Consider the following 25,063-nt stretch of genomic DNA (forward strand, 5'->3'; position numbering starts at 1 on the left):
GTCTATTAGAATTGGCACAAGTAAACTACAGAAAGATATTATGAGCACATCGATTTCTTCATTTGTGGGCAAGCCAGATATCCGCGTTCTGGTCATTAAACTCCGCCACCATGGCGATATGCTGCTGATGTCACCCGTGCTGGAAACCCTTCGGGCTCAATGGCCGCAAGCAACTATTGATGTTCTGCTGTATGAAGAAACCCGGGAGATGCTCTCCGCTCTGCCATCTATAAATCACATCTATGGCATTGACCGGAAGTGGAAAAAGCTGGGGACTCGCCAACATCTTACCAAAGAATGGCAACTGCTAAAGCAACTGCGTAAGCAGCATTATGATCTGGTACTCAACCTGGCAGACCAGTGGCGTAGCGCTCTGGTTACAAGATTCACCGGCGCGCCAGTACGTATTGGTTTCGGCTTCAACAAGCGCAAAGGGCATATCTGGTCCTGTTGCCATACCCAGTTGGCCTCCGTTTCCGGGCACCAGAAAATGCACACTGTAGAGCAGAATTTGTCCATTTTTGCACCTTTTGCTATTCCCACAGTCAGTGATGTCAAAATGGCCTGGCCCCCAACCGCCTGGCAGGCCGTCGAGAATAAACTAAAAGCGCTGAATGTTTCAGCGCCGTATATCATTATCCAGCCGACCTCTCGTTGGTTTTTCAAATGCTGGAGTGAAGAAAAAATGGCGCAAACCATTTGCGAACTACAACAACAAGGTTTCCCTATTATTCTCACTTCAGGGCCAGATGAAAAAGAACGGGCAATGATCGCTGAAATCCAGGCAAACTGCCCTGTTGAAGGCGTTTACTCCCTTGCCGGTGAATTAACCTTGCAGCAATTAGCCGCATTGATTGACCATGCAAAATTATTCATTGGGGTCGATTCGGTTCCCATGCATATGGCTGCTGCCTTACATACCCCATGTATCGCGCTATTTGGCCCTTCCAAACTGCAATTCTGGCGCCCCTGGCAAGCAACAGGAGAGGTCATTTGGGCTGGCGACTACGGTCCATTGCCAGACCCTGATGCCATAGATACACACACCAGCGAACGCTATCTGGATGCCATTCCTGCAGAGGCCGTTATTAATGCAGCAAGGAAATATCTCTGATGAAACCATACCGTTTAGCCATAGTCAGGCAAAAATATCGCCCGGATGGTGGCGCTGAGCGTTTCGTTTCCAGAGCGCTGGAAGCGTTGGAAGGCGAGAATCTGGAGTTAAATGTTATCACCCGGGAATGGCAGGGTGAACGAAATGAAAACTGGCACATTCACATTTGCAACCCTGCCAAATTGGGACGCATTAGCCGTGAGCGAGGGTTTGCCCGTTCGGCCAGAGAACTATGGCTGAAGGAAAAATTTGATCTGGTACAAAGCCATGAGCGAATTGCCGGTTGTGATATTTACCGGGCTGGCGATGGCGTACATCAACGCTGGTTAACCCTTCGCGCACAAACATTACCAGCCTGGCGGCGCGCATTATTGATGAACGATCGGTATCACCGTTATGTTGTTGCTGCCGAGCGAGCGATGTATCAGTCACCGCAACTGCGTGCCGTTATTTGTAATGCTGAAATGGTGAAACGGGAGATCATAGAAACTTTTGGTTTTCCGGAAGAAAAAATACACGTCATCTATAATGCTATTGATTCCTCCCGGTTTTTACCTGCGACACCAGACGAGCGCCAGGCATTGCGGGATAATTTAGCGATACCTCACCAGGCTGTCGTACTGGTTTTTGTTGGGTCCGGATTTGATCGTAAAGGGTTAGCCAGTGCTATCAAGGCCATAGCCCCAACTAACCGTTATTTGCTCATTGTTGGGCAAGATAAAAATGAACAACAGTACCGGAAACTTGCTCAGTCTCTGGGATGCCTGGAGCGAATTCGGTTTATGGGCGTACAAAAACAAACATTACCGTTTTACCAGGCCGCTGATGGGTTGTTATTACCAACAAAATATGACCCATTCCCAAATGTCATTCTCGAAGCAATGGCGTGTGGTTTACCTGTCATAACCACCCCAACATGTGGTGGTTCTGAATTTATCGTAGATCAGGAAAGTGGGTTTATTTGTGGTGCACTGGATATCAACCAGCTAACACAAGCTGTAAGTGCGATACCATCATTGAATAACGACAACAAAATGGGGGAACTTGCACGTGTCCGGGTTAAAAATGAGACACCGGCAAGGCTTTCGCAGCAATTAATTACGCTGTATAAAAATTTACTGGAATGATGATGCGTATCCTGATGATTATCGATGGGCTACCCGGTGGTGGGGCCGAAAAAACAGTGCTGACGCTGGCCCGAGGATTACTGGAAATGGGGCACCGTGTCTCCATTTTTTCACTGCGCGACGTTTGTGATTACACCATTCCTGACGGCGTTGATTTTCACATTATCCAGGATACCTGCCGCACACCCTGGCGTAAACTAACTGAGCTAAAGCGGCGCGCTCAGCTACTGGATGATGCTTACCAGACAGCAGAGCAAATAGGCGGGGAATTTGATCTTATCTGCTCTCATCTGCACAAAACAGACCGTATCGTTTCCTATACGAAAGTGATTCCACGCCATAAACTTTGGTTCTGCATCCACGGCATGTTTTCGTTTTCTTATCTGGCGCACAAGCGGGGTTTCTCGCGCTGGCTGAAAATGACAAAAATCTGCCGGGTGTATCGGGGGGCGCAAATTGTGGCTGTTTCGCAGGCCGTACTGGATGATTTGACAGAAAATCTGGCGATTAAACCATCCCGCAAGTGCGTCATTTATAACCCTTTTGATATCGCGCATATTCAGGCGCTGGCCCTGCAACCTTGTGAGTTTTCCGGCCAGGAATATTTGATTCACGTAGGGCGTTTTCATGAGCTTAAACGCCATGACAGGTTAATACGTGCCTATGCTAAAAGTGGTATTCAGGCTCCATTGGTATTAATGGGGAAAGGCTCCCCAGACAGAATCGAGTATCTTAAATCACTGGCGGTCAATGCCGGTGTTGGAGACAGGGTGCTATTTAAATCGTTTGAAACTAACCCCTATCCATGGATTAAACATGCCAAAGAGCTCGTGTTAAGCTCAGATTGCGAAGGGTTTGGCAATGTACTGGTTGAAGCGATTATCTGCCAGACACCTCCGGTCAGTACCGACTGCCCTGGTGGGCCTTCTGAGATATTAACTGGTGAATTATCCCGGGGGCTGGCACAAATGAATGATGCCGATCTTGCCAGGGCAATGAGGGATATCTGGGAAACACCTCCCAGAATCAATACAGATACGATTGAGAATTATAGTATCCGAACCATTTGCCAGCACTACCTTACACTGGCACAACGTTAAATCAGGTATTTTATGCACCACGCTACATGCCCACAACTCAGTGTTGTGGTCGCCGTCTACAATGGCGCCGCTTTTTTGGAACAATTTTTCCAGTGTCTTTCGGCACAATCTATTGATGATATGGAAGTTATCATGGTGAATGATGGTTCAACTGATAACTCTGTGGATATTATTCACCAGTGGCAGCCACAGTTTGCCAACATGAAAATTATTGATCAGGCAAACCAGGGCGTATCTGTAGCACGTAATACTGGCCTGGCAGAGGCAACAGGGCTTTACTTGTCATTCCCGGATATTGACGATTACTTTCGCCCGGGTATGTACCGCCGTATGCTGGATATGGCACAGACAGGAAATTTAGATGTTGTTACCTGCAATGGTAACTATATCTGGGAAAATAATAAAAAACCGAGCAGGCCAATTTTCCCAAAAGACAAATTGCAGTCAACCGGCGTGCTCACCGGAGCCCAATGGCTAAAACAAGCTCTCGACTCCCGGAAGTTCCTGCATGTTACCTGGCTTAACCTCTACCGCCATGATTTCATTCGTGCGCATCATTTCTCTTTTGAGCCCGGCCTGCGCCACCAGGATATTCCATGGACAACAGAGGTACTGCTGGCGGCGGATCGTGTGCAGTATACTGACGAGCAATTTTATGATTATTACATTCACTCAGCGTCGGTTTCGCATATGCCGGACAACGATGACACACTGATCCGCTCAGCCCGCCATTACATGAAAATTTTGCAGATGCTGGATGAAATTAATCAGCGCTACCCGGAAAAAGTGCAACATATTCCAGCTTGCCGCTGGCAAATTGCCAAAGAAGGGCTGGGTATTCTGCATACCTTCTTCAATATGAAGGACCCACAAAAACAACGAATGATAGTGCAAGAATTTTTCGATACGGGTGTGTGGAAACTGGTGTGGCGCAACGCACACAGCCTACGGCTACGCTGGCGCTTAGGCCGTCGCTATTTCCGGTTACGTAAAATTTTACAGTCACCGGCCTGATTCGCATAATTACTGAGCATTGCCAGGGCATCAGCCCATCACTCGTAGCCCTGGCGTTATTCGTAATAGCGTCAATAAAAATAGCTTTAACCAGGGTAAATGCTTAGAATTTGCCCCGGCAATAAATGAAAAACCGGATATTAGTTTGGAATTACTATATACCTTTCTACTCTACCTTATTCAGCCATTTGTTTGGCTAAGGCTTCTGCTACGCAGCCGTAAAGCCCCGGCGTACCGGAAACGCTGGGCCGAACGCTATGGTTTTTGCAGTGGGAAAGTCGCCCCAGAAGGTATCCTGCTGCATTCAGTTTCCGTGGGTGAGACACTGGCAGCCATCCCGCTGGTGCGTGCTCTGCGCCACCGTTACCCAGCCTTACCCATTACCGTTACCACCATGACGCCAACCGGGTCTGAACGGGTTATGTCTGCATTTGGCAAAGATGTCCACCATGTGTACCTGCCTTATGATTTACCCGGTTCAATGAACCGCTTTCTGGATACAGTTCGTCCCAGGCTGGTCATTGTGATGGAAACAGAGTTGTGGCCGAATATGATTTCTGCCCTGCACGCACGCAAAATTCCCCTTGTGGTGGCGAATGCCCGTATGTCGGAACGCTCAGCAAAAGGTTATGGTAAGCTCAGTGGCTTCATTCGGCGGGTTCTTGGCAAAATTACCCTGATAGCGGCACAGAACGACGAAGACGGTAACCGTTTTTTGGAATTAGGCCTCAAACGCAGCCATCTTGCCATTACCGGTAGCCTGAAATTCGATATTTCCGTTACACCAGAACTGGCTGCCAGGGCAGTCACACTACGCCGCCAGTGGGCTCCACGCCGCCGGGTGTGGATAGCAACCAGCACCCACGATGGCGAAGAACAAATTATTCTGGAAGCACATCGTCAATTACTGGCAAGTTTTCCAGGCCTACTGTTAATCCTGGTGCCCCGCCACCCGGAACGTTTCCGCGATGCCGAAGAAATGACGCAAAAAGCCGGGTTCAGTTACACACTACGCAGCACGGGTGAGATCCCGTCAGGCAGCACTCAGGTAGTGATTGGTGACACCATGGGCGAACTGATGCTGCTCTATGGTATTGCCGACCTGGCTTTTGTGGGTGGTAGCCTGGTGGAACGTGGTGGGCATAACCCGCTGGAGCCTGCAGCACACGCAATTCCAGTGCTGATGGGTCCACATACCTTTAATTTCAAGGATATTTGTGCCAGGTTACAGCAGGCAGATGGCCTGATAACCGTCACCGATGCTGCATCACTGGTCAAAACGGTCTCCGGCTTGCTGAACGACGAAGACTATCGTCTGTGGTACGGCCGACATGCCGTTGAAGTGCTGTATCAAAACCAGGGTGCATTACAACGCCTGTTGCAACTCCTTCAACCTTATCTTCCTCAGCGGAGCCACTAATGGCATACCGGTTATCCGTTGTTATGATTGCCCGTAATGCGGCAGATACGCTGGAAGAGTGCCTGAAATCAGTAGACTGGGCTGATGAAGTGATTCTGCTGGATTCAGGCAGTACCGACAGCACCATGGCGATTGCCGCCGCTCACGGTGCTGTTGTGCATTCATCACCCGACTGGCAAGGGTTTGGCATTCAACGCCAGCGCGCCCAGGGTTACGCTACGGGCGACTACGTTTTGATGATCGATACCGATGAGCGCGTTACACCTGAATTAAAATCAGCAATTCAGTCGGTGCTGAATAACCCGCCCGATGAAACAGTGTATGTCATCAACCGGCGTAACTTGTTTTTGGGGCGTTTTATGCGCCATAGTGGATGGTATCCAGACCGTGTAACCCGCCTGTATGCCAGGGAGAAGTACCAGTACAACGGCAACCAGGTACATGAGTCACTGGATGCTCCCGGTGCGCCGCAAACCCGATTGCAGGGTGACTTTATCCACCTCACCTGCCGCGACCTGGGTGCCTTTCAGGCCAAACAACTGCAGTACGCCACCACCTGGGCCCATGAACGGCATCAACAAGGTAAGCAAACCTCTGTCATCAGTATTTTCACCCATACAATTGGGGCATTTGTGAAGACGTTACTGCTGCGGGGAGGTGTTCTGGATGGAAAACAAGGCTGGATACTTGCAGTTGTTAACGCACAGTATACCTTTAACAAGTATGCTGAATTATGGGCTATTAACCACGGTTACACGGAAAAACAGCCATGAGTGTACGCGCGATATACCCCGGCACATTTGACCCAATAACCAATGGTCATATCGACATTATCACCCGGGCATCCAGGATGTTCGACACATTGATCCTGGCTATTGCCGCAAGCCCCGGTAAAAAACCGTTGTTTTCACTGGCTGAACGTGAAGCACTGGCAAAAGACGCTACTGCTCATCTGTCCAATGTCCAGGTAATGGGGTTCAGTGAATTAATGGCAGAATTCGCCCGCCTGCAAAATGCTCAGGTACTGGTGAGAGGCGTTCGCGCTGTGGCTGATTTCGAATATGAAATGCAACTCGCTCATATGAACAGCCACCTGATGCCCGGGCTTGAAAGCATTTTCCTGATGCCATCGCGTGACTGGTCTTTTATCTCTTCATCACTGGTCAAAGAAGTGGCGAGGCATCATGGCGATGTCAGTGCTTTTCTGCCTCCCAATGTGCATCAGGCATTGTTAGCAAAGATAAACACTAACAACCCGGCTCCCTGAGGGTTTAATGCTGGCAACACGGGCACCAAAAAGTTGTACGTTGCCCGTGTTTACCACTTTTAATCGCTGTCCCGCACTGGCGGCATAATTCCCCTGCCCGGCCATAAACCTGCAATTCCTGAGCAAAATACCCGGGCTTACCGTCCGTTTGCAGGAAATCGCGCAGTGTTGTTCCGCCCTGCTCAATTGAGTGGGCCAGTACCGCTTTAATTGCCTGAGTCAGACGTTTCGCATCCTCTGGCGATAACGAATGTGCCACCCTGTCCGGGTGTATACCCGCAGCAAAGAGTGATTCACTGGCATAAATATTCCCTACTCCCACTACGAGCTTGTTGTCCATCAACCAGGGCTTTACCGCGATTTTTTTACTTCGGCTTTTCTGATACAGGTATTCAGCATTAAACACCTCTGTGAGCGGCTCAGGCCCTAAATGAGCCAACACAGGGTGCCCTTCCAGCTCTGAAGCCCATAACCACGCGCCAAACCGGCGGGGGTCGGTATAACGCAGGCACTTACCGTTAGATAAAATGACATCAACGTGGTCATGTTTTTCTGGTGGCGCATCCTGCGGCAAGACACGCAAGCTGCCAGACATACCAAGATGGACGATTATCCAGCCCGTAGGGAGCTCCAGTAGCAGGTACTTCGCCCTGCGCTGCACACTCAGTACAGGCACATCACTCAGGCGATAAATTTCATCAGAAACCGGCCAGCGCAGGCGTCCATTGCGAACTTCAACAAACTGAATCGTCGCGCCCACTAAATGGGGTTCAATTCCACGTCGGCTGGTTTCAACTTCTGGTAATTCGGGCATGGCATCCTCTTTGGTCTTTCAGTTTTACCTTGTGGCGGCAAAACCTGTTCACAAACGCATCTGGCAAACAGACACCAACATGTAAGCCAGCACCATGATGATATGGGGATTGAAGGTGGGAAATTCCAGGCATAAAAAAACGGCCCCGAAGGACCGTTTCTCACAAAGCCACTAAAATTATTTAATTTTAGCTTCTTTGTATACAACGTGCTTACGAACAACCGGATCGTATTTGTTCAGTTCCAGTTTTTCGGGTTTAGTACGTTTGTTCTTCGTGGTGGTATAGAAATGACCAGTACCAGCAGAAGAAACCAGCTTGATCTTCTCGCGAACACCTTTAGCCATGATTTAATTCCTCTTAGTACTTCTCGCCACGGGCACGCAGATCAGACAGAACTGATTCGATGCCTTTTTTATCAATTACACGCATACCTTTAGCAGATACACGCAGGGTTACAAAACGCTTCTCGCTCTCTACCCAAAAACGGTGAGAGTGCAGGTTCGGCAGAAAACGGCGTTTAGTCGCGTTCAGTGCGTGTGAACGGTTGTTACCGGTCACCGGACGCTTGCCAGTAACTTGGCAGACTCGGGACATGTCTATTCTCCAAAAATCAAATTAGCTCGAGCTTCGTAAAGGGTATCGGCAGCCTCGTCAGGCCTGTGCTGGCCTGGTCTTCCGGTTCAATGTGAACTCGTGATGCCAGGCCCAATTGCCAAACCCGAGATTCTCAAAGGTGGCGTAGTATACGCTGACTCAGGGATGTGCTCAAGTCCCGAACAAATAAAGATCCCGGAGGATCGCGTAAATTGCCCTAAATCCACCCTCTTTCTGCGAAAGAAACGGTCTCTCCACGCCCAATAACCAGATGGTCAAGCACACGAATATCCATAAATTGGCAGCTTTCTACCAACCTTTGGGTGATTAACTGGTCAGCGCGGCTGGGTTCGGCCCGGCCCGATGGGTGATTATGAGCGAAAATAACACTCGCTGCATTAAGTTTAATGGCCTGGCGCACCACTTCGCGCGGATAAACCTCAACATGGGTGAGTGTTCCGGAAAACATTCTCTGATGTTCAATCACTCTGTTATGGTTATCCAAAAACAACACCATGAAAATTTCCCGCTCCTCTGATGCCAGCTCATTTTGTAAAAACTGCCGGACAACATGAGGATTATTCAGCGTATCCATTTCCGCCAGAGCGGATGCGTGAAAGCGGCAGGCCAACTCAGTAATCGCATTCAGTTCGGCATATTTCGCCACCCCAATTCCGCCCACCTTGCGAATTTGAGCCAAATCAGCGCTTAATAAAGCCCTGAGAGAACCAAAATGAACCAGTAACTGGTGTGCCAACGTCAGCACATGCACACCACGCTTGCCAGTACGTAAAAATAATGCCAGAAGTTCTACATCCGTCAGCGCTTTCGCACCATATTTCATGAGTTTCTCTCGCGGGGGAAGCCCTGCCACATTCTCCATCACACCTCCTGTTGCCACGCCTGCACGTCAAACCGGTGCCACAATGCCACCAGCATCTCTTCCTGGCGAATGGACAATACGCTGGCTGCGAGCCTGTACGCAGAGAATCAAGGGCAGTAAAACCTCGTTTGCATGATTTGTGGTAACATGCCGCATCTTATTTTCATACAGACGGGAACATCACCATGGGCTTGTCCGGTAAAAAAATTGTCCTGGGTATTAGTGGCGGCATTGCTGCCTATAAAACCCCTGAACTGGTACGCAGGTTGCGCGACCATGGCGCAGAAGTGCGTGTTGTTATGACCGAAGCGGCAAAAGCGTTCATCACCCCACTCACTCTGCAGGCCGTATCCGGGCACCCGGTATCAGAAAGCTTGCTGGATACTGCAGCAGAAGCAGCAATGGGGCATATTGAGCTGGGCAAGTGGGCAGACCTGGTGATTCTGGCTCCGGCCACAGCTGATTTAATTGCCCGGGTGACTGCCGGCATGGCAAATGACCTGGTCAGCACAATGTGCCTGGCGACACCCGCCCCTGTTGCCGTCGTCCCGGCCATGAACCAGCAGATGTTCCGGGCCACAGCTACCCAACAAAATATTGAACGCCTGGCCGAACGTGGGTTACTTATTTGGGGCCCGGATAGTGGTAGCCAGGCCTGTGGCGATGTAGGGCCAGGCAGAATGCTTGACCCACTGGTAATAGTTGAAATGGCAGAGCAACATTTCAGCCACAGCCAGGACCTGAAAGATCTGAATATCATGATAACAGCAGGCCCAACGCGTGAACCCCTGGATCCCGTAAGGTATATTACCAATCACAGTTCCGGGAAAATGGGTTTTGCTCTGGCTGCTGCCGCAGCAAAAAGAGGGGCCAATGTCACTCTGGTCAGCGGGCCGGTATCACTCCCCACTCCGCAAGGCGTACTGCGTGTTGACGTAACAACCGCGCAGGAAATGAATGCGATTGTGCAGCAATCCGTGCAAAAGCAGGCAATTTTCATTGGCTGTGCCGCCGTCGCCGATTTCCGCGCCGAACAAATCGCTGCGGAGAAAATAAAAAAACAAAGTGATGAAGACGGGTTGATCATAAAAATGGTAAAAAACCCGGATATTATTGCTGGCGTGGCCGGGTTAACGGAAAACCGCCCTTATGTTGTCGGGTTTGCTGCCGAAACAAGTAATGTGGAAGAATATGCCCGGCAAAAACAAACCCGCAAACACCTGGATTTAATCTGCGCAAATGACGTTTCTGTTGCAGGCCAGGGGTTTAATAGTGATATGAATGCGTTGCACCTCTTCTGGCAAGATGGGGATAAAGCGCTGGCGTTAACCAGCAAAACCCAGCTTGGTCAATTGTTACTGGACGAGATCATTACCCGTTATGATGAAAAAAATCGACGTTAAGATTCTGGACCCGCGTGTTGGCCAGCAATTTCCCTTGCCAACTTACGCCACCTCTGGCTCCGCCGGGCTCGATCTGCGCGCCTGTCTTGATGAGGCTTTCGACCTCGCCCCCGGGCAAACCACACTGGTGCCGACCGGGCTGGCTATCCATATTGCAGACCCTTCGCTGGCGGCAGTAATTTTACCGCGCTCCGGGCTTGGTCATAAACACGGTGTTGTGCTGGGTAACCTGGTTGGCCTGATTGATTCCGATTATCAGGGGCAGTTAATGGTATCGGTATGGAACCGTGGGCAAACCACTTTTACTGTCGAGCCCGGTGAGCGCCTGGCACAAATGGTTTTTGTACCGGTCGTACAGGCTGAATTTAATATTGTTGAAGATTTTGCCACTACGGATCGTGGAGAAGGCGGTTTCGGCCATTCTGGCCGCCAATAATAATCCAGGGACAGCCCCGCCAGACATCAGTAATTCGATGATGGCCCCGCAGGAAAATCAGCCTGCGGGTCAGGATTAATGTGTGGGCATTACCTGGTCATTGCTTATTTCAGGGGTATTTTAGAACATGGCAGAAAAACAAACGGCGAAAAGGAATCGTCGCGACGAAATACTGCAGGCGCTGGCCCAAATGCTTGAATCAAGTGATGGCAGCCAACGTATTACCACAGCAAAACTGGCTGCCACGGTGGGTGTTTCTGAAGCCGCACTTTACCGCCATTTTCCCAGCAAAACGCGCATGTTCGATAGCCTTATCGAATTTATCGAAGACAGCCTTATCACTCGTATCAACCTGATATTGAAAGATGAAAAGGATACCACCGCGCGTTTAAGGCTGATCGTGCTGCTTATTTTGGGGTTTGGCGAACGCAACCCAGGGTTAACCCGCATTCTTACCGGCCATGCATTAATGTTTGAACAGGACCGGTTACAGGGGCGTATTAATCAATTGTTTGAACGTATTGAAGCCCAACTGCGCCAGGTGATGCGGGAACGGAAAATGCGTGAAGGAGAAAGCTACACAGTAGATGAAACGCTGTTAGCCAGCCAGTTACTGGCTTTTTGCGAAGGCATGCTGTCACGCTTTGTACGCAGCGAATTTCGTTACCACCCAACAGATGATTTCGAAGCGCGCTGGCCGTTGCTGGCCGCTCAGTTGAATTAAAAAAAGGGCCCTGAAGGCCCTTTTTACTGGTGAGGTTTACACCCCATATTGTTCGCGATATTCACGAACCGACGCCAGGTGTTGAGCCATTTCTGGCTTTTCTTCCAGCCAACTGATGACGTCTTTCAGGGTAATAATGGAAATGACTTTGCAGTGGTAATCGCGCTCCACTTCCTGAATAGCCGAAATATCGCTACGCCCACGTTCCTGGCGGTCCAGCGATATCAGCACCCCGGCAAGGGACGCACCATTCGCCTGAATAATCTCCATTGATTCACGAATAGCTGTACCTGCAGTTATCACATCATCTACCAGCATTACCCGGCCTTGCAGAGCGCTGCCAACCAGGTTTCCCCCTTCACCATGGTCTTTTGCTTCTTTGCGGTTAAAGCAGTAAGGCACATCCCGCTCATGGTGTTCCGCCAATGCGACAGCAGTGGTTGTCGCAATAGGGATCCCTTTATAAGCCGGGCCAAACAGCAGGTCAAAATCAATACCGGAGTCCACCAGCGCCTCAGCATAGAAACGCCCCAAAAGTGCCAGATCACGCCCGGTATTAAACAGCCCCGCATTGAAGAAATAAGGGCTGATACGCCCGGATTTCAGGGTAAACTCACCAAACTTCAATACCTGCTTGTTAAGCGCAAATTCAATAAACTGGCGCTGATACGGTTTCATGGATTCGCTCCTTACTGTAGCAATTCTGTTCATGCACGCAGGTGGGACATCTCTGCCACAATGCGCCAACCCGCGGGCAAAAAAAAGGCGACTCACAGGCCGCCTGAAAATTAATTTTCTAACGCCGCCTTCTGCGACGCGATGATAGATTCGATTCCCCCACGAGCCAAAGCCAGCAACGTGAGAAGCTCTTCATGGCTGAACGGCTCGCCTTCAGCTGTGCCCTGCACTTCAATCATGCGCCCGTCTTCCATCATGACCACGTTCATGTCAGTTTCGGCAACTGAATCTTCCACATACTCCAGGTCACAAACTGCTTCACCATTCACGATACCTACCGATACTGCGGCAACCATCCCTTTCATTGGGTTAGCTTTCAGTTTGCCGTTTGCCACCATAGCGTTCAGGGCATCTGCCAGCGCCACACAGGCACCAGAAATAGAGGCAGTGCGTGTTCCACCATCAGCCTGCAGGACATCGCAGTCCAGCGTGATGGTGTATTCACCCAGCGCTTTCAGGTCTATTGCGGCACGCAATGCACGGGCGATAAGGCGCTGGATTTCCATAGTGCGCCCACCCTGCTTGCCCTTGGCTGCTTCACGCGCGTTACGGGTGTGAGTGGCACGCGGCAACATACCGTATTCTGCGGTTACCCAACCCTGGCCCTGGCCTTTCAGAAAGCGGGGGACGCCTTCTTCTACCGTGGCGGTACACAGTACTTTGGTATCGCCAAAAGCCACCAGAACAGAGCCTTCAGCGTGTTTGGTGTAATGGCGAGTAAGAGTGACGGGGCGTACTTGTGTGTTACTACGGCCTGCTGGACGCATGAGTCTTCTCCGGTCAGAAACGAATGTGGCTGCGCATTATACGGACTTCGCGACCTTATTCCTATCCTGATGGGAGCATGCTGGCTATAATCCCCTCATCCATTTATAAAATTGGTTACTGATATGATCCGTAGCATGACCGCCTACGCCCGGCGTGAAATTAAAGGCGATTGGGGCTCAGCCTCCTGGGAACTGCGCTCAGTCAACCAGCGCTACCTCGAAACCTACCTGCGCCTCCCGGAACAATTTCGCAGTCTTGAACCCGTGGTGCGCGAGCGTATTCGTGCACGCCTGACCCGCGGCAAAATCGAATGCACCCTGCGTTTTGAGCCAGACAGCCATGCTCAGAGTGAGCTGATTCTCAATGAGGAACTGGCAAAACAACTGGTGCAGGCCGGTAACTGGGTAAAAATGCAGAGTGATGAAGGTGAAATCAACCCACTGGATATTCTGCGCTGGCCGGGCGTGATGTCTGCCAAAGAGCAGGATCTTGATGCCATTACCAGTGAAATCATGGGTGGGCTGGAATCCGCACTGGATGACTTTATCGTTGCCCGTGAAACCGAAGGCCAGGCGCTTAAAGTATTAATTGAGCAACGCCTGGAAGGTGTCAGCAAGGAAGTCAGCAAAGTGCGAGCACAAATGCCGGATATTCTGAAATGGCAGCGTGAACGCCTGGTGAGCAAACTGGAAGAAGCGTCCGTACAGTTAGAAAACAACCGTCTTGAGCAGGAACTGGTTCTGATGGCACAACGGATTGATGTGGCTGAAGAGCTGGATCGCCTGGATGCCCACGTTAAAGAAACCTACAACATCCTGAAGAAGAAAGAAGCGGTTGGCCGCCGGCTGGACTTTATGATGCAGGAATTCAACCGTGAGTCGAATACGCTGGCATCAAAATCTATCAATGCCGAAGTGACCAACTCGGCCATTGAGCTGAAAGTGTTAATCGAGCAGATGCGCGAGCAGATTCAAAACATCGAGTAAGTTCTCTCAAAACCCACTGAATTACACAAGCCCATGTTATATGGGCTTTTTTATTGTAAACACGGTAATCTCCCCGAAAAACCAGTGCATGCATAAGTGGAATTTTCTCCTAATCTGAATGCAGGGGGATTACCGTGACAACTAACCTCTAGCAGTTTAGGTCTAATCCAACTCAATATCCTGTTACTGCAGATGTAGTTCTAAGGCTTCACAACTTGCTGTTTCGGCGACAAAATTCAACTTCAACTCGCAAAACACTATGCAAGCAGTGGTATTATCGAATCCAGTTCTTAAAACCAGACAGTTAGTCCAAGTGTACGCTCATGAGTCGCTGCCATCTCGCCCGCATGATGGGTGAACAAAAGAAGCGTATTGTAGACGTTGCCAGAGAAACAGGACTTAGCCGCGCGACAATTATTATCCTCTACAGAGAAACAGCTCAAAAGGTGGATTTAGTTACGATAGAGAAACTCTGTCTTTTGTTCGATTGTGGCATTGGTGACCTACTGAAACTTCAAGCGTCAAATTCACCAGCATAGAATGAAAATCCAAGAAAGGAATTCCCGAATGCCGATAACTGAGTACCATGCAAAATATTTTGCTCACGAACTGAGTAAGCGAGGTTCACCCACTTCTATAGAAAAACTGGCGGGAACGTTGATGGATGCCAGGGTCGATCTCAACCCCCATCAAGTAGAGGCAGCGCTATTTGCTTTCAAATCACCGTTGTCCAATGGTGCGATTTTGGCTGATGAGGTAGGTCTAGGGAAGACCATTGAGGCCGGTCTTGTTCTGTCGCAAAAGTGGGCAGAAGGCAAGAAGCGCATGTTAATAGTCGTACCCGCTAGCTTGCGCAAGCAATGGAGCCAAGAACTGGCAGAGAAGTTCTTTCTTCCATCACAAATTTTGGAAGCAAAATCATTCAATGCAGCCATCAAAGCTGGCAACTTAAACCCGTTCGAAGCAAACGAAATTCTAATTTGTTCTTACCCTTTTGCAGCCAGACATGCAGAAAAGCTCATGTTGGTGCGCTGGGACTTGGTAGTTCTCGATGAAGCCCACCGCCTGCGCAATGTCTACAAGACACAGAATAAGACTGCGCGGGCCTTGCGCACGGCATTGACCAATGTGCCCAAAGTATTATTGACAGCCACCCCGTTACAAAACAGCCTGATGGAGCTTTATGGCCTTGTTAGCTTCATAGATGAATATGCTTTTGGTGATGAAAAATCCTTCCGCAGCCAATATTCTCGGATGACGTCTCCGGAACAATTCGGTGAGCTGAAAGGTCGATTACAGCCATTTTGTCACCGCACTTTGCGTCGCCAAGTGATGGAATACGTCAAGTACACAAACCGGCAACCCATCACGCAAGAATTCAGGCCCAGTGACGACGAGCAAGCCCTGTATGATATGGTCTCAGATTATTTACAGCGTCCTTCCCTTTTTGCACTGCCAAACGCTCAGCGAAAACTGATGACGCTAGTGCTTCGCAAGCTGCTTGCCTCTTCGACCTTTGCAATTGCAGGGGCACTGGATTCGCTAGCGAATAAGTTACAACGCCAATTGAAAGACAATGAGCAATTGGTCAATCGACTCGAAGGGCTGGAAGCAGACTTTGAAACGCTAGAAGAATATGAAGATGAGCTAGAGATAGAAGAGGAACAACAGCCCCTGTCTGCCGACGACATTGCTGCGATTGAAGAAGAAATCGCAGATCTGGCCGCATTTCGTGAACTAGCCGTTTCTATATCCGAGAACGCAAAAGGAATGGCATTAATTGACGGCCTAAAGGCCGGGTTTGATAAAGCAACCGACCTCGGTGCCGAGCAAAAAGCCATTATTTTTACAGAGTCTCGCCGCACACAAGATTACTTAGTTCGATTGCTCAGCGAAAACGGATACGCCGATAAGCTGGTGTTGTTTAACGGTTCTAATACCGATGAGCAATCAAAGGCGATCTATAAGGCGTGGATAGAACGGAATCAAGGTTCAGACAAGATAACAGGTTCTCGAACAGCCGATATGAGAGCCGCATTGGTTGAGCACTTTCGCAATACCGCGCAAATCATGATTGCCACTGAAGCCGCAGCAGAAGGTATTAACTTACAGTTCTGCTCATTGCTGGTGAACTACGATATGCCGTGGAATCCCCAGCGAATTGAACAGCGTATTGGCCGTTGTCACCGGTATGGACAAAAACATGATGTGGTGGTGATTAACTTCCTCAACAAAGCCAATGCAGCCGATCAACGTGTTTATGAACTACTCGATGAGAAATTTAATTTGTTTAGCGGTGTCTTTGGCGCTAGCGACGGTGTACTGGGAGCTATTGAATCCGGGATAGATTTCGAGCAACGCATTGTTGAAATTTATCAAACTTGTCGAGAACCAGGGCAAATCGCTTTCCAGTTTGAAGAACTACGTAAAGAGCTGGACGAGCAAATCAACCAAGCGATGGACGATACAAGACAAAAACTGCTGGAAAACTTTGATGCTGAGGTACATGACAAGCTCAAAGTTAACCTTCAGGAGAGTAAGGCTTATCTCGATAAATACAGCCAATGGCTATGGGAAATAACTCGCTTTGTACTTGCCGAACATGCAGATTTCAGTCTGGCAGAGCAAAGTAAAAATTATCGATTTGAATTAACCCAACTTCCAAATGGCGCGAATCCAGCGATTCCCCTTGGAATTTATGAGATTGGCAAAGATATTGAAGAGGCCCACGTCTATCGATTAGGTCACCCTCTTGCCAAGCAGGTAGTTCAACAACTCACTGAAGTAAATACCCCAGCGGCGTCTTTGCAATTCGACCTAACAAATCATCCACAGCAAGTAAACGCCTTACAAGCAATGGTTGGACAGACTGGCATACTGTCTTTACACAAGCTGGCTATTACTGGCGCAGATACCGAAGAGCATTTGGTCTTTGTCGGCGTCACCGATGAAGGTGAAATGCTGAATGCAGATCAAATGCGCAGGTTGTTTAGTCTCAATGCAATTAATTTGGGGCCAGCAGAAATTGCCGATACGTCTGAACAATACGAAGCGCAAAAACAACAGATTCTAGGGGATGTTGAAGGTCGTTATGCTGCTTATTTCGAACAAGAGATGGAAAAACTCGACCACTGGGCTGACGATAAGCGCAACGGTTTGAAATTCAACCTAAAAGACTTGGACACACAGATAAAAGATTTGAAGCGGCAGATCAGGGGCTCAAAAAATTTACCAGAAAAGCTGGCGTTTCAGCGCAAAGCGCAAAAGCTGGAAAAACAGCGGGACGAAGCGTGGCGAGAGTACGATGAACAAGCTCGTGAGGTTGAACAGAAAAAAGATAGCCTGCTCGACATTATCGAGCAGAAGCTGCAAATGAACACAACTGAACAACATGTGTTCAGTATAAGATGGAGCTTGATCTAATATGAAAGCCACCGAAGCGAAACTATTAGAATTTCTTAAAAAATCGCCTCAATTTGTTATTCCAATTTATCAGCGCACTTACTCTTGGAAAGAAAAAGAGTGCCAACAATTGTGGGATGACATTATTCGCAGCGGCAACAATGATGATATTAATGCCCATTTTATGGGATCTGTTGTCTATGTTGAAAAAGGTCTGTATTCCGTCTCATCACAAACACCGCTTTTGGTGATTGACGGTCAGCAACGCTTAACAACAATAACCCTTTTAATTGCTGCATTAACCGAAGTCATTGGTGATCAAGAACCATTGGAAGATTTCAGCCAAGCAAAATTAAAAGGCTATTACTTAACTAACCCACTTGAAAGCGGCGAGAAATTTTACAAGCTGGTATTGTCACAAACCGACGATCTGTCGTTAAAAGCCATCATCAAAGGGCTGGAGCAGCCGAACGAGAGATCAATACGAGTAGTTGAAAATTTTGAGTTTTTTAAATCAAAACTGCAAAAGATGGGCGATTTAAAACCGGTATGCAGCGGCTTAGCTAAATTGATGGTGGTCGATATTTCATTAAATCGCGAACAAGATAACCCTCAGCTCATTTTTGAGAGCATGAACTCAACGGGCAAAGAATTGAGCCAAGCAGATCTGATCCGTAACTACATACTGATGGGCCTAGAGCCAGAGCGTCAGACACACCTGTATGAACAATACTGGCGGCCAATGGAGTTAGCGTTTGGACAACAGGCATATAGTGACTACTTTGACAGCTTTATGCGTCACTTCCTTACCGTTAAAACACGTGAGATCCCCAAAATTGGCGATGTGTATGACGTGTTTAAGGAATATTCAAGACGACCAGTAGTTGCAAGCAAAGGTGTAGATGAACTAGTTAAAGAAATCAGAAACTATGCGGTGTATTTCTGCGCTTTCGCCTTAGGCAAAGAGAAGGACGAACAGTTAAAGCTGGCATTTAAAGACTTACGAGAACTGAAAGTTGATGTGGCTTATCCACTTTTGCTTGAGTTGTATTCAGACTACTCGTCTGAACTCTTGAGCCGCAGCGAATTTTTGTCTGCTGTGCGTATAATCGAAAGCTATGTTTTCAGACGCGCCATTTGCGAGATCCCAACCAACTCCATGAACAAAACCTTTGCTCGGATGGGGATGGGCCTTAAAAAGGATCGCTACCTCGAAAGCATACAAGCTTCCTTCCTGTTATTACCATCCTACCGCCGTTTTCCAAACGATGAGGAGTTCCATAGGAAAATTCAAACCAAAGATATCTACAACTTCCGCAACAAAAGCTACTGGTTACGGCGGATGGAAAACTTTGGCCGTAAAGAACGCGTTTTGGTCGATGATTACACCATTGAGCACATCATGCCGCAGGCAGACAATAACCCAGAAAAATTGCCACAGGTGTGGCGAGCTGAGCTAGGCGATGACTGGCAACGTATTTGGGAGACTTACCGTCATACCCTCGGAAACTTAACCTTAACTGGGTACAATTCGGAATACAGCAACAGTGCGTTTATCGCCAAGTGTGAGCATGAATTTGGTTTCAAATTCAGCCCTCTCAAGATGAACGAGGGGATTGCTGCCGAGCCTATATGGAACGAAGATGCAATAACAAAACGCGCTAACAGACTGGCCCACAAGGCAACTGAGGTATGGGTAGATGTCGCATTACCCAATGATATTATCGACGCCTACAGACCAACAAATGACCAAACAAGTGAATACAGCTTGGCAGATCATCCACATTTGATGACGGGTAAAATGGCTGAAATTTATCAGGTTTTCCGTAAGGCGGTGCTGGATCTGGACCCATGCGTAACAGAAGAAGTGAAAAAACTCTATGTCGCCTTTAAAGCCGAGACCAATTTTGTCGATGTAGTGCCACAGGCGAAACGCCTACGTTTATCGTTGAATATGCCGTTTGCCGAGATAGATGACCCCCGTGGTCTCTGTAAAGATGTAACCAATCTAGGCCGTTGGGGTAACGGTGATGTTGAGGTAGGCCTCGATAATCTAGACGATCTATCTCATGTCATGGCTTTGGTTACTCAAGCATTCGAACGCCAAATGGGATCTGACGTGAGCCTAATAGATTAATTTTTAGAATTTAAAAGAGTGAAAACAAGATGACACATAAGCCAGAAGTGATGAGTGGGGAAAGCCTAGATATTGCCGCTCAACGTCGTGATCAACTAAAACAATTATTCCCCGGTGTGTTTACCGAAACCAAAGATACTGGCGGCAACGTTGTGTCATCCATTGACTTTGAACGCCTTAAGGCCGAATTAGGGACCTTCTCTGATATCTACGAGGGAAGACGCGAGCGTTATGGTATGGAATGGCCGGGAAAGCGAGACTGCATGAAAGTGATCCAGGAGCCAAGCCGAGCAACCTTAAAACCCTGTTCGGACGAGTCTGTGGACTGGGATACCACCAAAAACCTATTTATTGAAGGTGACAACCTTGAAGTACTAAAGCTTTTGCAAAAGAGCTATTACGGCAAGGTGAAAATGATCTATATCGACCCGCCGTACAATACTGGCAACGAGTTTATCTATCCAGATAATTATCAGGAAACCTTAGATACCTATTTAGATTATGCCGGAATGCTGGATGATAAGGGTAGAAAGTTTGCAAACAATACGGCATCAGAGGGACGTTACCATACTAAATGGTTAAATATGATGTTCCCACGATTGTTCACGGCTAAAAATCTGCTCAGAGATGACGGAATCATTGTAATTTCCATTGATGACAATGAAGTTACTAATCTAAGGAACTTGTGCAACGATGTATTTGGTGAGGAAAATTTTGCGGCCACACTAGTATGGGACAGGAATAGAAAAAATGATGCAAAGTATTTTTCTGTTGGTCATGAGTACATGCTGGTGTACTTCAAAAATGCTGGTTACTTGCAAGAACAAGGAAAAATATTTAGAGCACCAAAAGAAGGCGTTGACGAGCTTAGAGAGTTGTTTGAAGAATGGAGAGTAAAAAACAACGAAAATTGGGACTCCGTGCGTGAGGAATTGTTGAACTATTACTCTACCATTTCCGATGACGACCCGCGTAAGCCTATAAAAAGATTCAGAAAAGTTGATGAAAATGGACCATATCGGGATGACGGAAATATAAATTGGCCGGGAGGAAATGGACCAAAGTATGAGATTTTACATCCCAAGACTAAACGCCCTTGCAAACTTCCAACTAGCGGATGGAGATATCCAAATTCCTTAAGATTTTGGGAAGAGTTTGAGAGAGGACGAATTGTCTTCGGACCGGATGAAACGACAGTTCCGAGGATAAGAACCAACTTATTTGAAAACCAAGATCAAGTGATGACAAGTGTTCATTACAGTTATGCGCAAACAGCAACAAACGAATTCGTCGAGTTATTTAATGGAAATAGAGTATTTGACAATCCAAAGCCTGTTAGTGACTTATTTCAATTAGTTAGATATTTAACTGAGGACGAAGATATAGTCATGGACTTTTTCGCAGGTAGTGCGACAACTGCTCACGCTACAATGAAAATCAATGCACAAAATGGTGAAAAAAGGAAATTTATACTTGTCCAACTTCCTGAAAAATGTGACGAAAAATCTATTCCTTACTCTCTCGGATATAAGAAAATTTCAGATATAAGTGCCGATAGAATTCGGAAAGCGGCTAAAAGGCTTAGTGAAGATTTTCCGCAGTCAAAATTTGATAAGGGGTTTCGGTATTTCAAACTTAGTGAGTCAAACTTTAAGGGATGGAGAGCAACACGCGAGGAGAATGTTTCGCAACTTCAAATAGCACTAGAACTAGCAGTGAATAATGTTGTTGTTGATGCTTCCCAAACAGACATTTTGTACGAGATTTTACTTAAAGCAGGATTTGAACCGACTGAATCAATTAAAAAGTTAGTTTTGTGTGGAAAATGTGTATTTTCAGTTGCTCACGATGCACTACTAATATGCCTTGAAGATCAGCTTACTACCGAACTCATCGACGCAGTAATTTCATTAGAACCAATGCAATTCATCTGCTTGGATAAAGGTTTCCAAGGTAATGATCAGCTAAAAGCCAACACTGCACAGGCGTTTAAAGCCCGCTCGCAAGATAGCGAAGCCGAAATGGTCTTCAAAGTTGTTTAAGGGGGGATTATGTCTTTATTAAAACTTAAATTTAATGCCACCCTCGACTATCAAAAACATGCTGTTAAGGCAGTTGTTGATCTTTTTGAAGAGCAGCCTTTAGCGCAGGATGCGTTTACTGTTTCAGTTGGACAACAGACCGGGGGCAGTCAGCTTTCATTGGACGGTGACGGATTTAGCGGTATCGTTGCCGTTTCAAACCAATTAGTACTCACACAGGAACTTCTGCTCAGAAACCTGCGTAAAGTACAGGAAATCAACAATGTTGTTCTCGCCGATGAACTGCTCAGTACCTCGCTTGACTTAGAGCTGGAAGATGAAAAAGGCACTTATAAGCTTAAAAAGCAGGTGCCGCATTTCTCGGTCGAGATGGAAACCGGCACGGGTAAAACTTACGTTTACCTGCGTACCTTATTTGAACTCAATAAAACCTATGGGTTTACCAAGTTCATCATCGTAGTGCCGAGTGTGCCGATCCGCGAAGGGGTGCTGAAAAGCATTCATATTATGCGAGAGCACTTTCGAGAGCTTTACGACCATGTTCCATTCGACCATTTTGTCTATGACCCGTCCAAACTAGGACAGGTGCGCCAGTTTGGTTCGAGTAACAAAATCCAGATCATGGTGATCAATATTCAGGCTTTTGAGAAAGAGCAAAATATTATCAACCGTGAGCAAGACAAGCTGAGTGGCAACAAACCCATCGACTTTATTCGTGCAGCTAACCCGATAGTCATTATCGACGAACCTCAGTCGGTTGAAGGCGATACTAGAAAAGACCAAACCAAGCGTTCTGAAGCCCTGCACAACCTGAATCCGCTTTGTACCTTGCGTTATTCTGCAACGCACAAGAACCCTTATAACTTGCTGTATAGCTTGGGGCCGATAGAAGCCTATGATCTTAAGTTGGTGAAACGCATTGAAGTCGCCAGCATGGTTGAAGAGCAAAGCTTCAACAATACATTCGTCGCTTTAAAAGAAGTGGATAACAAAAACGGCATTAAAGCTAAGCTACAAATTAATGTGCAGGATAAAACCGGACCAAAGAAAAAGCTGGTTACCGTTAAGCAAGATGATGATTTGCATCTTAAATCTAACTTTAGACAGGAATATCAGTTTGGTTGGCACATTAGAAACATTAGTTGTGAGCCGGGGATCGAACATGTTGAGTTCGCAAATGGTCAAGTATTACGATTGGGTGAGCAACTCGGTGGCTTAGACGGTGAGCTGATGCGAGCGCAGATTTATGAAACCGTAGAGCAGCATCTAAAGAAAGAACTTGCAGTTAAAGGTAAAGGCATCAAAGTCCTTTCTCTGTTTTTTATCGATAAAGTATCCAACTACCGCGAATACAATGACGACGGCACAACCAGTTTAGGCAAGCTGGGGCTTTGGTTTGAAGAAGCATACAACGAACTAACACAGAAACCCTTGTATCGTGGACTGTTAAATTTTCCTGTAGCAGAGGTTCACAACGGCTATTTTTCGCAAGACAAAAAAGGCATAGCTAAGGACACCACGGGCAAGACTAAAGACGATGAAGATACCTATTCATTGATCATGCGCGATAAGGAACGCTTGCTGTCTCTTGACGAGCCTCTGCGTTTTATCTTCTCCCACACAGCTTTACGCGAAGGTTGGGATAACCCCAATGTGTTCCAAATTTGTACGTTAAACGAAACCAAAAGCACTGATAGAAAACGTCAGGAAATTGGCCGAGGCTTACGTTTGCCTGTAAACCAAAACGGCGAACGTGTTCATGATGCTTCGGTGAACAGACTAACCGTGATAGCTAACGAATCATACGATGATTTCGCTAAGCAACTGCAGACTGAGTATGAGGAAGACTACGGCATAGGCTTTGGTAAATTGGGTATCAATGCATTTGCTAAGTTGGCTAATCCTGACGCTAGTCAATTTGTGAATATTGGACAAGAAGCCTCAGAAGCGATTTTTAACTCGTTACAAAAAAATGGCTATCTGGATGCAGAAGGTAGGGTGACGGATAAATTCGATCCTAAGAATCCTCACTTCATTCTCGACCTCCCACCAGAATGGGCACACATGCGACCACAGGTCACGGATGAAATAAATAAATACGTGTTTAAGAATAGAATTGTTAATGCGCGGGACAAACGCACGCTAACACTTCGTAAAAACGTTACGCTAGACCCGACATTCAGAGAGCTTTGGGAGCGCATAAGCCAGCGAACTCGATTCCGCGTGACCTTTGATACCGATGAGCTGGTTAAAGCGGCAGCTAAAGCCATTGCGGAAATGCCGCCAATTCACCGCTCACGGATAACAACTGAAGTCTATCGATTAGATACCAACAAGGCCGGGATCGAAGGGGAGCAAATTTCTGGCGGCGTGCGAGAAATAAGCCAGTCACCGGATTTGCCCGATCTATTGGCTTATCTGCAAAACAGTACTGAGCTGACTCGCCACACTTTAGTAGAGATACTCAAAAGCAGTGGCAGGTTAAAGGACTTTCTTGAGAATCCGCAAGTGTTTATTAACCAAGTTACCCAGTGTATTCAGGATGTTTTGCATCACGTGACAGTGCAAGGTATCGAGTATGAAAAGGTCGGTGGTAGTGTTTATGAAATGCACAACATCGAACAAGAGGCCGAACGCGGGATAACCCGCTACTTGAATAATCTGTACGAAGTGCAAAACCAAGATAAGACACTATTTGATTTCGTTGAGTACGATTCAGAAGTTGAACGTGAGTTTGCTAAAGCTTGTGATAATGACGAGCGGATCAAGTTTTACTGCAAACTACCCGCCAGCTTTAAGATAGATACCCCCGTTGGTCCCTATAACCCTGACTGGGCATTGGTGACAGAGGGTGAAGAAAAACTGTATCTGGTACGAGAAACCAAAAGTACACGTAACCGCAAAGAACTACGCGAGTCCGAGCAAGATAAAATTGCCTGCGGCGAGAAGCATTTTGCTGCAATCGGCGTGAATTACGATGTGGTCACGAATTTAGCAGAAGCATTGCATGGCTAATTAACTTTACAATGAAGGTGGGTTATTTTGTTTCCCACTTTCCCAGCTTTCCCACCTTAATAGGTATGAGGAGGGAAA

The 25,063-nt window shown here is 47.4% G+C and carries 22 protein-coding genes; 16 read left to right on the forward strand and 6 right to left on the reverse strand.

Features of this window, described 5'->3' with window-relative positions; translation table 11 throughout:
- The first annotated feature begins 40 nt into the window (after positions 1 to 40).
- The 7 genes from rfaQ to coaD all read left to right on the forward strand — a co-directional run bounded on the left by rfaQ (position 41) and on the right by coaD (position 7,042).
- Positions 41 to 1,114, forward strand: a complete 1,074-nt coding sequence (rfaQ, locus tag A9B99_RS07385; RefSeq protein WP_064596182.1) for a putative lipopolysaccharide heptosyltransferase III — start codon at positions 41 to 43, stop codon at positions 1,112 to 1,114.
- A complete protein-coding gene (locus A9B99_RS07390; RefSeq protein ID WP_064596183.1) occupies positions 1,114 to 2,241 on the forward strand; it encodes a glycosyltransferase family 4 protein in 1,128 nt (375 codons plus the stop codon). The genes rfaQ and A9B99_RS07390 overlap by 1 nt, the downstream gene beginning before the upstream one ends.
- Before the next feature lie 2 nt (positions 2,242 to 2,243).
- Positions 2,244 to 3,341 (forward strand): glycosyltransferase, encoded by a 1,098-nt coding sequence (locus A9B99_RS07395; RefSeq protein WP_064596185.1) that lies wholly within the window; start codon positions 2,244 to 2,246, stop codon positions 3,339 to 3,341.
- 12 nt (positions 3,342 to 3,353) lie between these two features.
- Positions 3,354 to 4,355: a glycosyltransferase gene (locus A9B99_RS07400; RefSeq protein WP_064596187.1), complete on the forward strand. Its 1,002-nt coding sequence runs from the start codon at positions 3,354 to 3,356 to the stop codon at positions 4,353 to 4,355.
- Between the two features lie 145 nt (positions 4,356 to 4,500).
- Positions 4,501 to 5,775: a lipid IV(A) 3-deoxy-D-manno-octulosonic acid transferase gene (waaA, locus tag A9B99_RS07405; RefSeq protein ID WP_064596189.1), complete on the forward strand. Its 1,275-nt coding sequence runs from the start codon at positions 4,501 to 4,503 to the stop codon at positions 5,773 to 5,775.
- Positions 5,775 to 6,548 (forward strand): glycosyltransferase family 2 protein, encoded by a 774-nt coding sequence (locus A9B99_RS07410; RefSeq protein ID WP_064596191.1) that lies wholly within the window; start codon positions 5,775 to 5,777, stop codon positions 6,546 to 6,548. The genes waaA and A9B99_RS07410 overlap by 1 nt, the downstream gene beginning before the upstream one ends.
- On the forward strand, positions 6,545 to 7,042 hold the full coding sequence (coaD, locus tag A9B99_RS07415; RefSeq protein WP_064596193.1) for a pantetheine-phosphate adenylyltransferase: 498 nt from the start codon (positions 6,545 to 6,547) through the stop codon (positions 7,040 to 7,042). The genes A9B99_RS07410 and coaD overlap by 4 nt, the downstream gene beginning before the upstream one ends.
- 4 nt (positions 7,043 to 7,046) lie before the next feature.
- Here the strand turns inward: coaD and mutM are convergent, their stop codons facing one another.
- The 4 genes from mutM to radC form a co-directional block, all read right to left on the reverse strand.
- Positions 7,047 to 7,856 carry a bifunctional DNA-formamidopyrimidine glycosylase/DNA-(apurinic or apyrimidinic site) lyase gene (gene mutM / locus A9B99_RS07420; protein WP_064596199.1) on the reverse strand — a complete coding sequence of 270 codons (810 nt, stop codon included), beginning with the start codon at positions 7,854 to 7,856 and terminating at the stop codon, positions 7,047 to 7,049.
- 177 nt (positions 7,857 to 8,033) lie between these two features.
- Positions 8,034 to 8,201, reverse strand: a complete 168-nt coding sequence (rpmG, locus tag A9B99_RS07425; protein WP_036115707.1) for a 50S ribosomal protein L33 — start codon at positions 8,199 to 8,201, stop codon at positions 8,034 to 8,036.
- Between the two features lie 13 nt (positions 8,202 to 8,214).
- Complete coding sequence (rpmB, locus tag A9B99_RS07430) at positions 8,215 to 8,451, reverse strand: 50S ribosomal protein L28 (RefSeq protein ID WP_036115703.1); 237 nt, start codon at positions 8,449 to 8,451, stop codon at positions 8,215 to 8,217.
- Between the two features lie 217 nt (positions 8,452 to 8,668).
- The gene (gene radC, locus A9B99_RS07435) at positions 8,669 to 9,334 is read right to left on the reverse strand and encodes a RadC family protein (RefSeq protein WP_064596201.1); all 666 of its coding nucleotides are present in this window, start codon (positions 9,332 to 9,334) and stop codon (positions 8,669 to 8,671) included.
- A gap of 185 nt (positions 9,335 to 9,519) precedes the next feature.
- Here radC and coaBC point away from each other — a divergent pair, with 185 nt between their 5' ends.
- The 3 genes from coaBC (at position 9,520) to slmA (ending at position 11,897) form a co-directional block, all read left to right on the forward strand.
- On the forward strand, positions 9,520 to 10,737 hold the full coding sequence (coaBC, locus tag A9B99_RS07440; RefSeq protein ID WP_064596203.1) for a bifunctional phosphopantothenoylcysteine decarboxylase/phosphopantothenate--cysteine ligase CoaBC: 1,218 nt from the start codon (positions 9,520 to 9,522) through the stop codon (positions 10,735 to 10,737).
- The gene (dut, locus tag A9B99_RS07445; protein ID WP_064596207.1) at positions 10,715 to 11,173 is read left to right on the forward strand and encodes a dUTP diphosphatase; all 459 of its coding nucleotides are present in this window, start codon (positions 10,715 to 10,717) and stop codon (positions 11,171 to 11,173) included. Before coaBC ends, dut begins: the two co-directional genes overlap by 23 nt.
- Positions 11,174 to 11,300: 127 nt before the next feature.
- The gene (gene slmA / locus A9B99_RS07450; protein WP_036115693.1) at positions 11,301 to 11,897 is read left to right on the forward strand and encodes a nucleoid occlusion factor SlmA; all 597 of its coding nucleotides are present in this window, start codon (positions 11,301 to 11,303) and stop codon (positions 11,895 to 11,897) included.
- 36 nt (positions 11,898 to 11,933) lie between these two features.
- Here the strand turns inward: slmA and pyrE are convergent, their stop codons facing one another.
- Positions 11,934 to 12,575 (reverse strand): orotate phosphoribosyltransferase, encoded by a 642-nt coding sequence (pyrE, locus tag A9B99_RS07455; protein WP_064596209.1) that lies wholly within the window; start codon positions 12,573 to 12,575, stop codon positions 11,934 to 11,936.
- Between the two features lie 110 nt (positions 12,576 to 12,685).
- Positions 12,686 to 13,402, reverse strand: a complete 717-nt coding sequence (rph, locus tag A9B99_RS07460; protein WP_064596211.1) for a ribonuclease PH — start codon at positions 13,400 to 13,402, stop codon at positions 12,686 to 12,688.
- A gap of 123 nt (positions 13,403 to 13,525) precedes the next feature.
- Here rph and A9B99_RS07465 point away from each other — a divergent pair, with 123 nt between their 5' ends.
- The 6 genes from A9B99_RS07465 to A9B99_RS07485 all read left to right on the forward strand — a co-directional run bounded on the left by A9B99_RS07465 (position 13,526) and on the right by A9B99_RS07485 (position 24,985).
- The gene (locus A9B99_RS07465) at positions 13,526 to 14,389 is read left to right on the forward strand and encodes a YicC/YloC family endoribonuclease (protein ID WP_064596213.1); all 864 of its coding nucleotides are present in this window, start codon (positions 13,526 to 13,528) and stop codon (positions 14,387 to 14,389) included.
- Positions 14,390 to 14,736: 347 nt separating this feature from the next.
- A complete protein-coding gene (locus A9B99_RS23115; RefSeq protein WP_462677334.1) occupies positions 14,737 to 14,928 on the forward strand; it encodes a helix-turn-helix domain-containing protein in 192 nt (63 codons plus the stop codon).
- A 28-nt stretch (positions 14,929 to 14,956) separates the two neighbouring features.
- Positions 14,957 to 17,812 (forward strand): SNF2-related protein, encoded by a 2,856-nt coding sequence (locus A9B99_RS07470; RefSeq protein ID WP_064596215.1) that lies wholly within the window; start codon positions 14,957 to 14,959, stop codon positions 17,810 to 17,812.
- A gap of 1 nt (position 17,813) precedes the next feature.
- The gene (locus A9B99_RS07475) at positions 17,814 to 19,928 is read left to right on the forward strand and encodes a DUF262 and DUF1524 domain-containing protein (protein WP_064596217.1); all 2,115 of its coding nucleotides are present in this window, start codon (positions 17,814 to 17,816) and stop codon (positions 19,926 to 19,928) included.
- 29 nt (positions 19,929 to 19,957) lie between these two features.
- Positions 19,958 to 21,970, forward strand: coding sequence for a site-specific DNA-methyltransferase (locus A9B99_RS07480; protein ID WP_064596219.1), 2,013 nt, complete (start codon positions 19,958 to 19,960; stop codon positions 21,968 to 21,970).
- Between the two features lie 9 nt (positions 21,971 to 21,979).
- On the forward strand, positions 21,980 to 24,985 hold the full coding sequence (locus tag A9B99_RS07485) for a restriction endonuclease (protein ID WP_064596220.1): 3,006 nt from the start codon (positions 21,980 to 21,982) through the stop codon (positions 24,983 to 24,985).
- The last annotated feature ends 78 nt before the right edge of the window (positions 24,986 to 25,063 follow it).

It is taken from the genome of Mangrovibacter phragmitis (assembly GCF_001655675.1).
In the GTDB taxonomy this organism is placed as follows: Bacteria; Pseudomonadota; Gammaproteobacteria; order Enterobacterales; family Enterobacteriaceae; genus Mangrovibacter; species Mangrovibacter phragmitis.

Coding starts and splice junctions, on each gene's coding strand:
- rfaQ (WP_064596182.1), top strand. CDS start 41: ATGAGCACATCGATTTCTTCATTTGTGGGCAAGCCAGATATCCGCGTT.
- A9B99_RS07390 (WP_064596183.1), top strand. CDS start 1,114: ATGAAACCATACCGTTTAGCCATAGTCAGGCAAAAATATCGCCCGGAT.
- A9B99_RS07395 (WP_064596185.1), top strand. CDS start 2,244: ATGCGTATCCTGATGATTATCGATGGGCTACCCGGTGGTGGGGCCGAA.
- A9B99_RS07400 (WP_064596187.1), top strand. CDS start 3,354: ATGCACCACGCTACATGCCCACAACTCAGTGTTGTGGTCGCCGTCTAC.
- A9B99_RS07410 (WP_064596191.1), top strand. CDS start 5,775: ATGGCATACCGGTTATCCGTTGTTATGATTGCCCGTAATGCGGCAGAT.
- coaD (WP_064596193.1), top strand. CDS start 6,545: ATGAGTGTACGCGCGATATACCCCGGCACATTTGACCCAATAACCAAT.
- mutM (WP_064596199.1), bottom strand. CDS start 7,856: ATGCCCGAATTACCAGAAGTTGAAACCAGCCGACGTGGAATTGAACCC.
- rpmG (WP_036115707.1), bottom strand. CDS start 8,201: ATGGCTAAAGGTGTTCGCGAGAAGATCAAGCTGGTTTCTTCTGCTGGT.
- rpmB (WP_036115703.1), bottom strand. CDS start 8,451: ATGTCCCGAGTCTGCCAAGTTACTGGCAAGCGTCCGGTGACCGGTAAC.
- radC (WP_064596201.1), bottom strand. CDS start 9,334: ATGGAGAATGTGGCAGGGCTTCCCCCGCGAGAGAAACTCATGAAATAT.
- coaBC (WP_064596203.1), top strand. CDS start 9,520: ATGGGCTTGTCCGGTAAAAAAATTGTCCTGGGTATTAGTGGCGGCATT.
- dut (WP_064596207.1), top strand. CDS start 10,715: ATGATGAAAAAAATCGACGTTAAGATTCTGGACCCGCGTGTTGGCCAG.
- slmA (WP_036115693.1), top strand. CDS start 11,301: ATGGCAGAAAAACAAACGGCGAAAAGGAATCGTCGCGACGAAATACTG.
- pyrE (WP_064596209.1), bottom strand. CDS start 12,575: ATGAAACCGTATCAGCGCCAGTTTATTGAATTTGCGCTTAACAAGCAG.
- rph (WP_064596211.1), bottom strand. CDS start 13,402: ATGCGTCCAGCAGGCCGTAGTAACACACAAGTACGCCCCGTCACTCTT.
- A9B99_RS07465 (WP_064596213.1), top strand. CDS start 13,526: ATGATCCGTAGCATGACCGCCTACGCCCGGCGTGAAATTAAAGGCGAT.
- A9B99_RS23115 (WP_462677334.1), top strand. CDS start 14,737: ATGATGGGTGAACAAAAGAAGCGTATTGTAGACGTTGCCAGAGAAACA.
- A9B99_RS07470 (WP_064596215.1), top strand. CDS start 14,957: ATGCCGATAACTGAGTACCATGCAAAATATTTTGCTCACGAACTGAGT.
- A9B99_RS07475 (WP_064596217.1), top strand. CDS start 17,814: ATGAAAGCCACCGAAGCGAAACTATTAGAATTTCTTAAAAAATCGCCT.
- A9B99_RS07480 (WP_064596219.1), top strand. CDS start 19,958: ATGACACATAAGCCAGAAGTGATGAGTGGGGAAAGCCTAGATATTGCC.
- A9B99_RS07485 (WP_064596220.1), top strand. CDS start 21,980: ATGTCTTTATTAAAACTTAAATTTAATGCCACCCTCGACTATCAAAAA.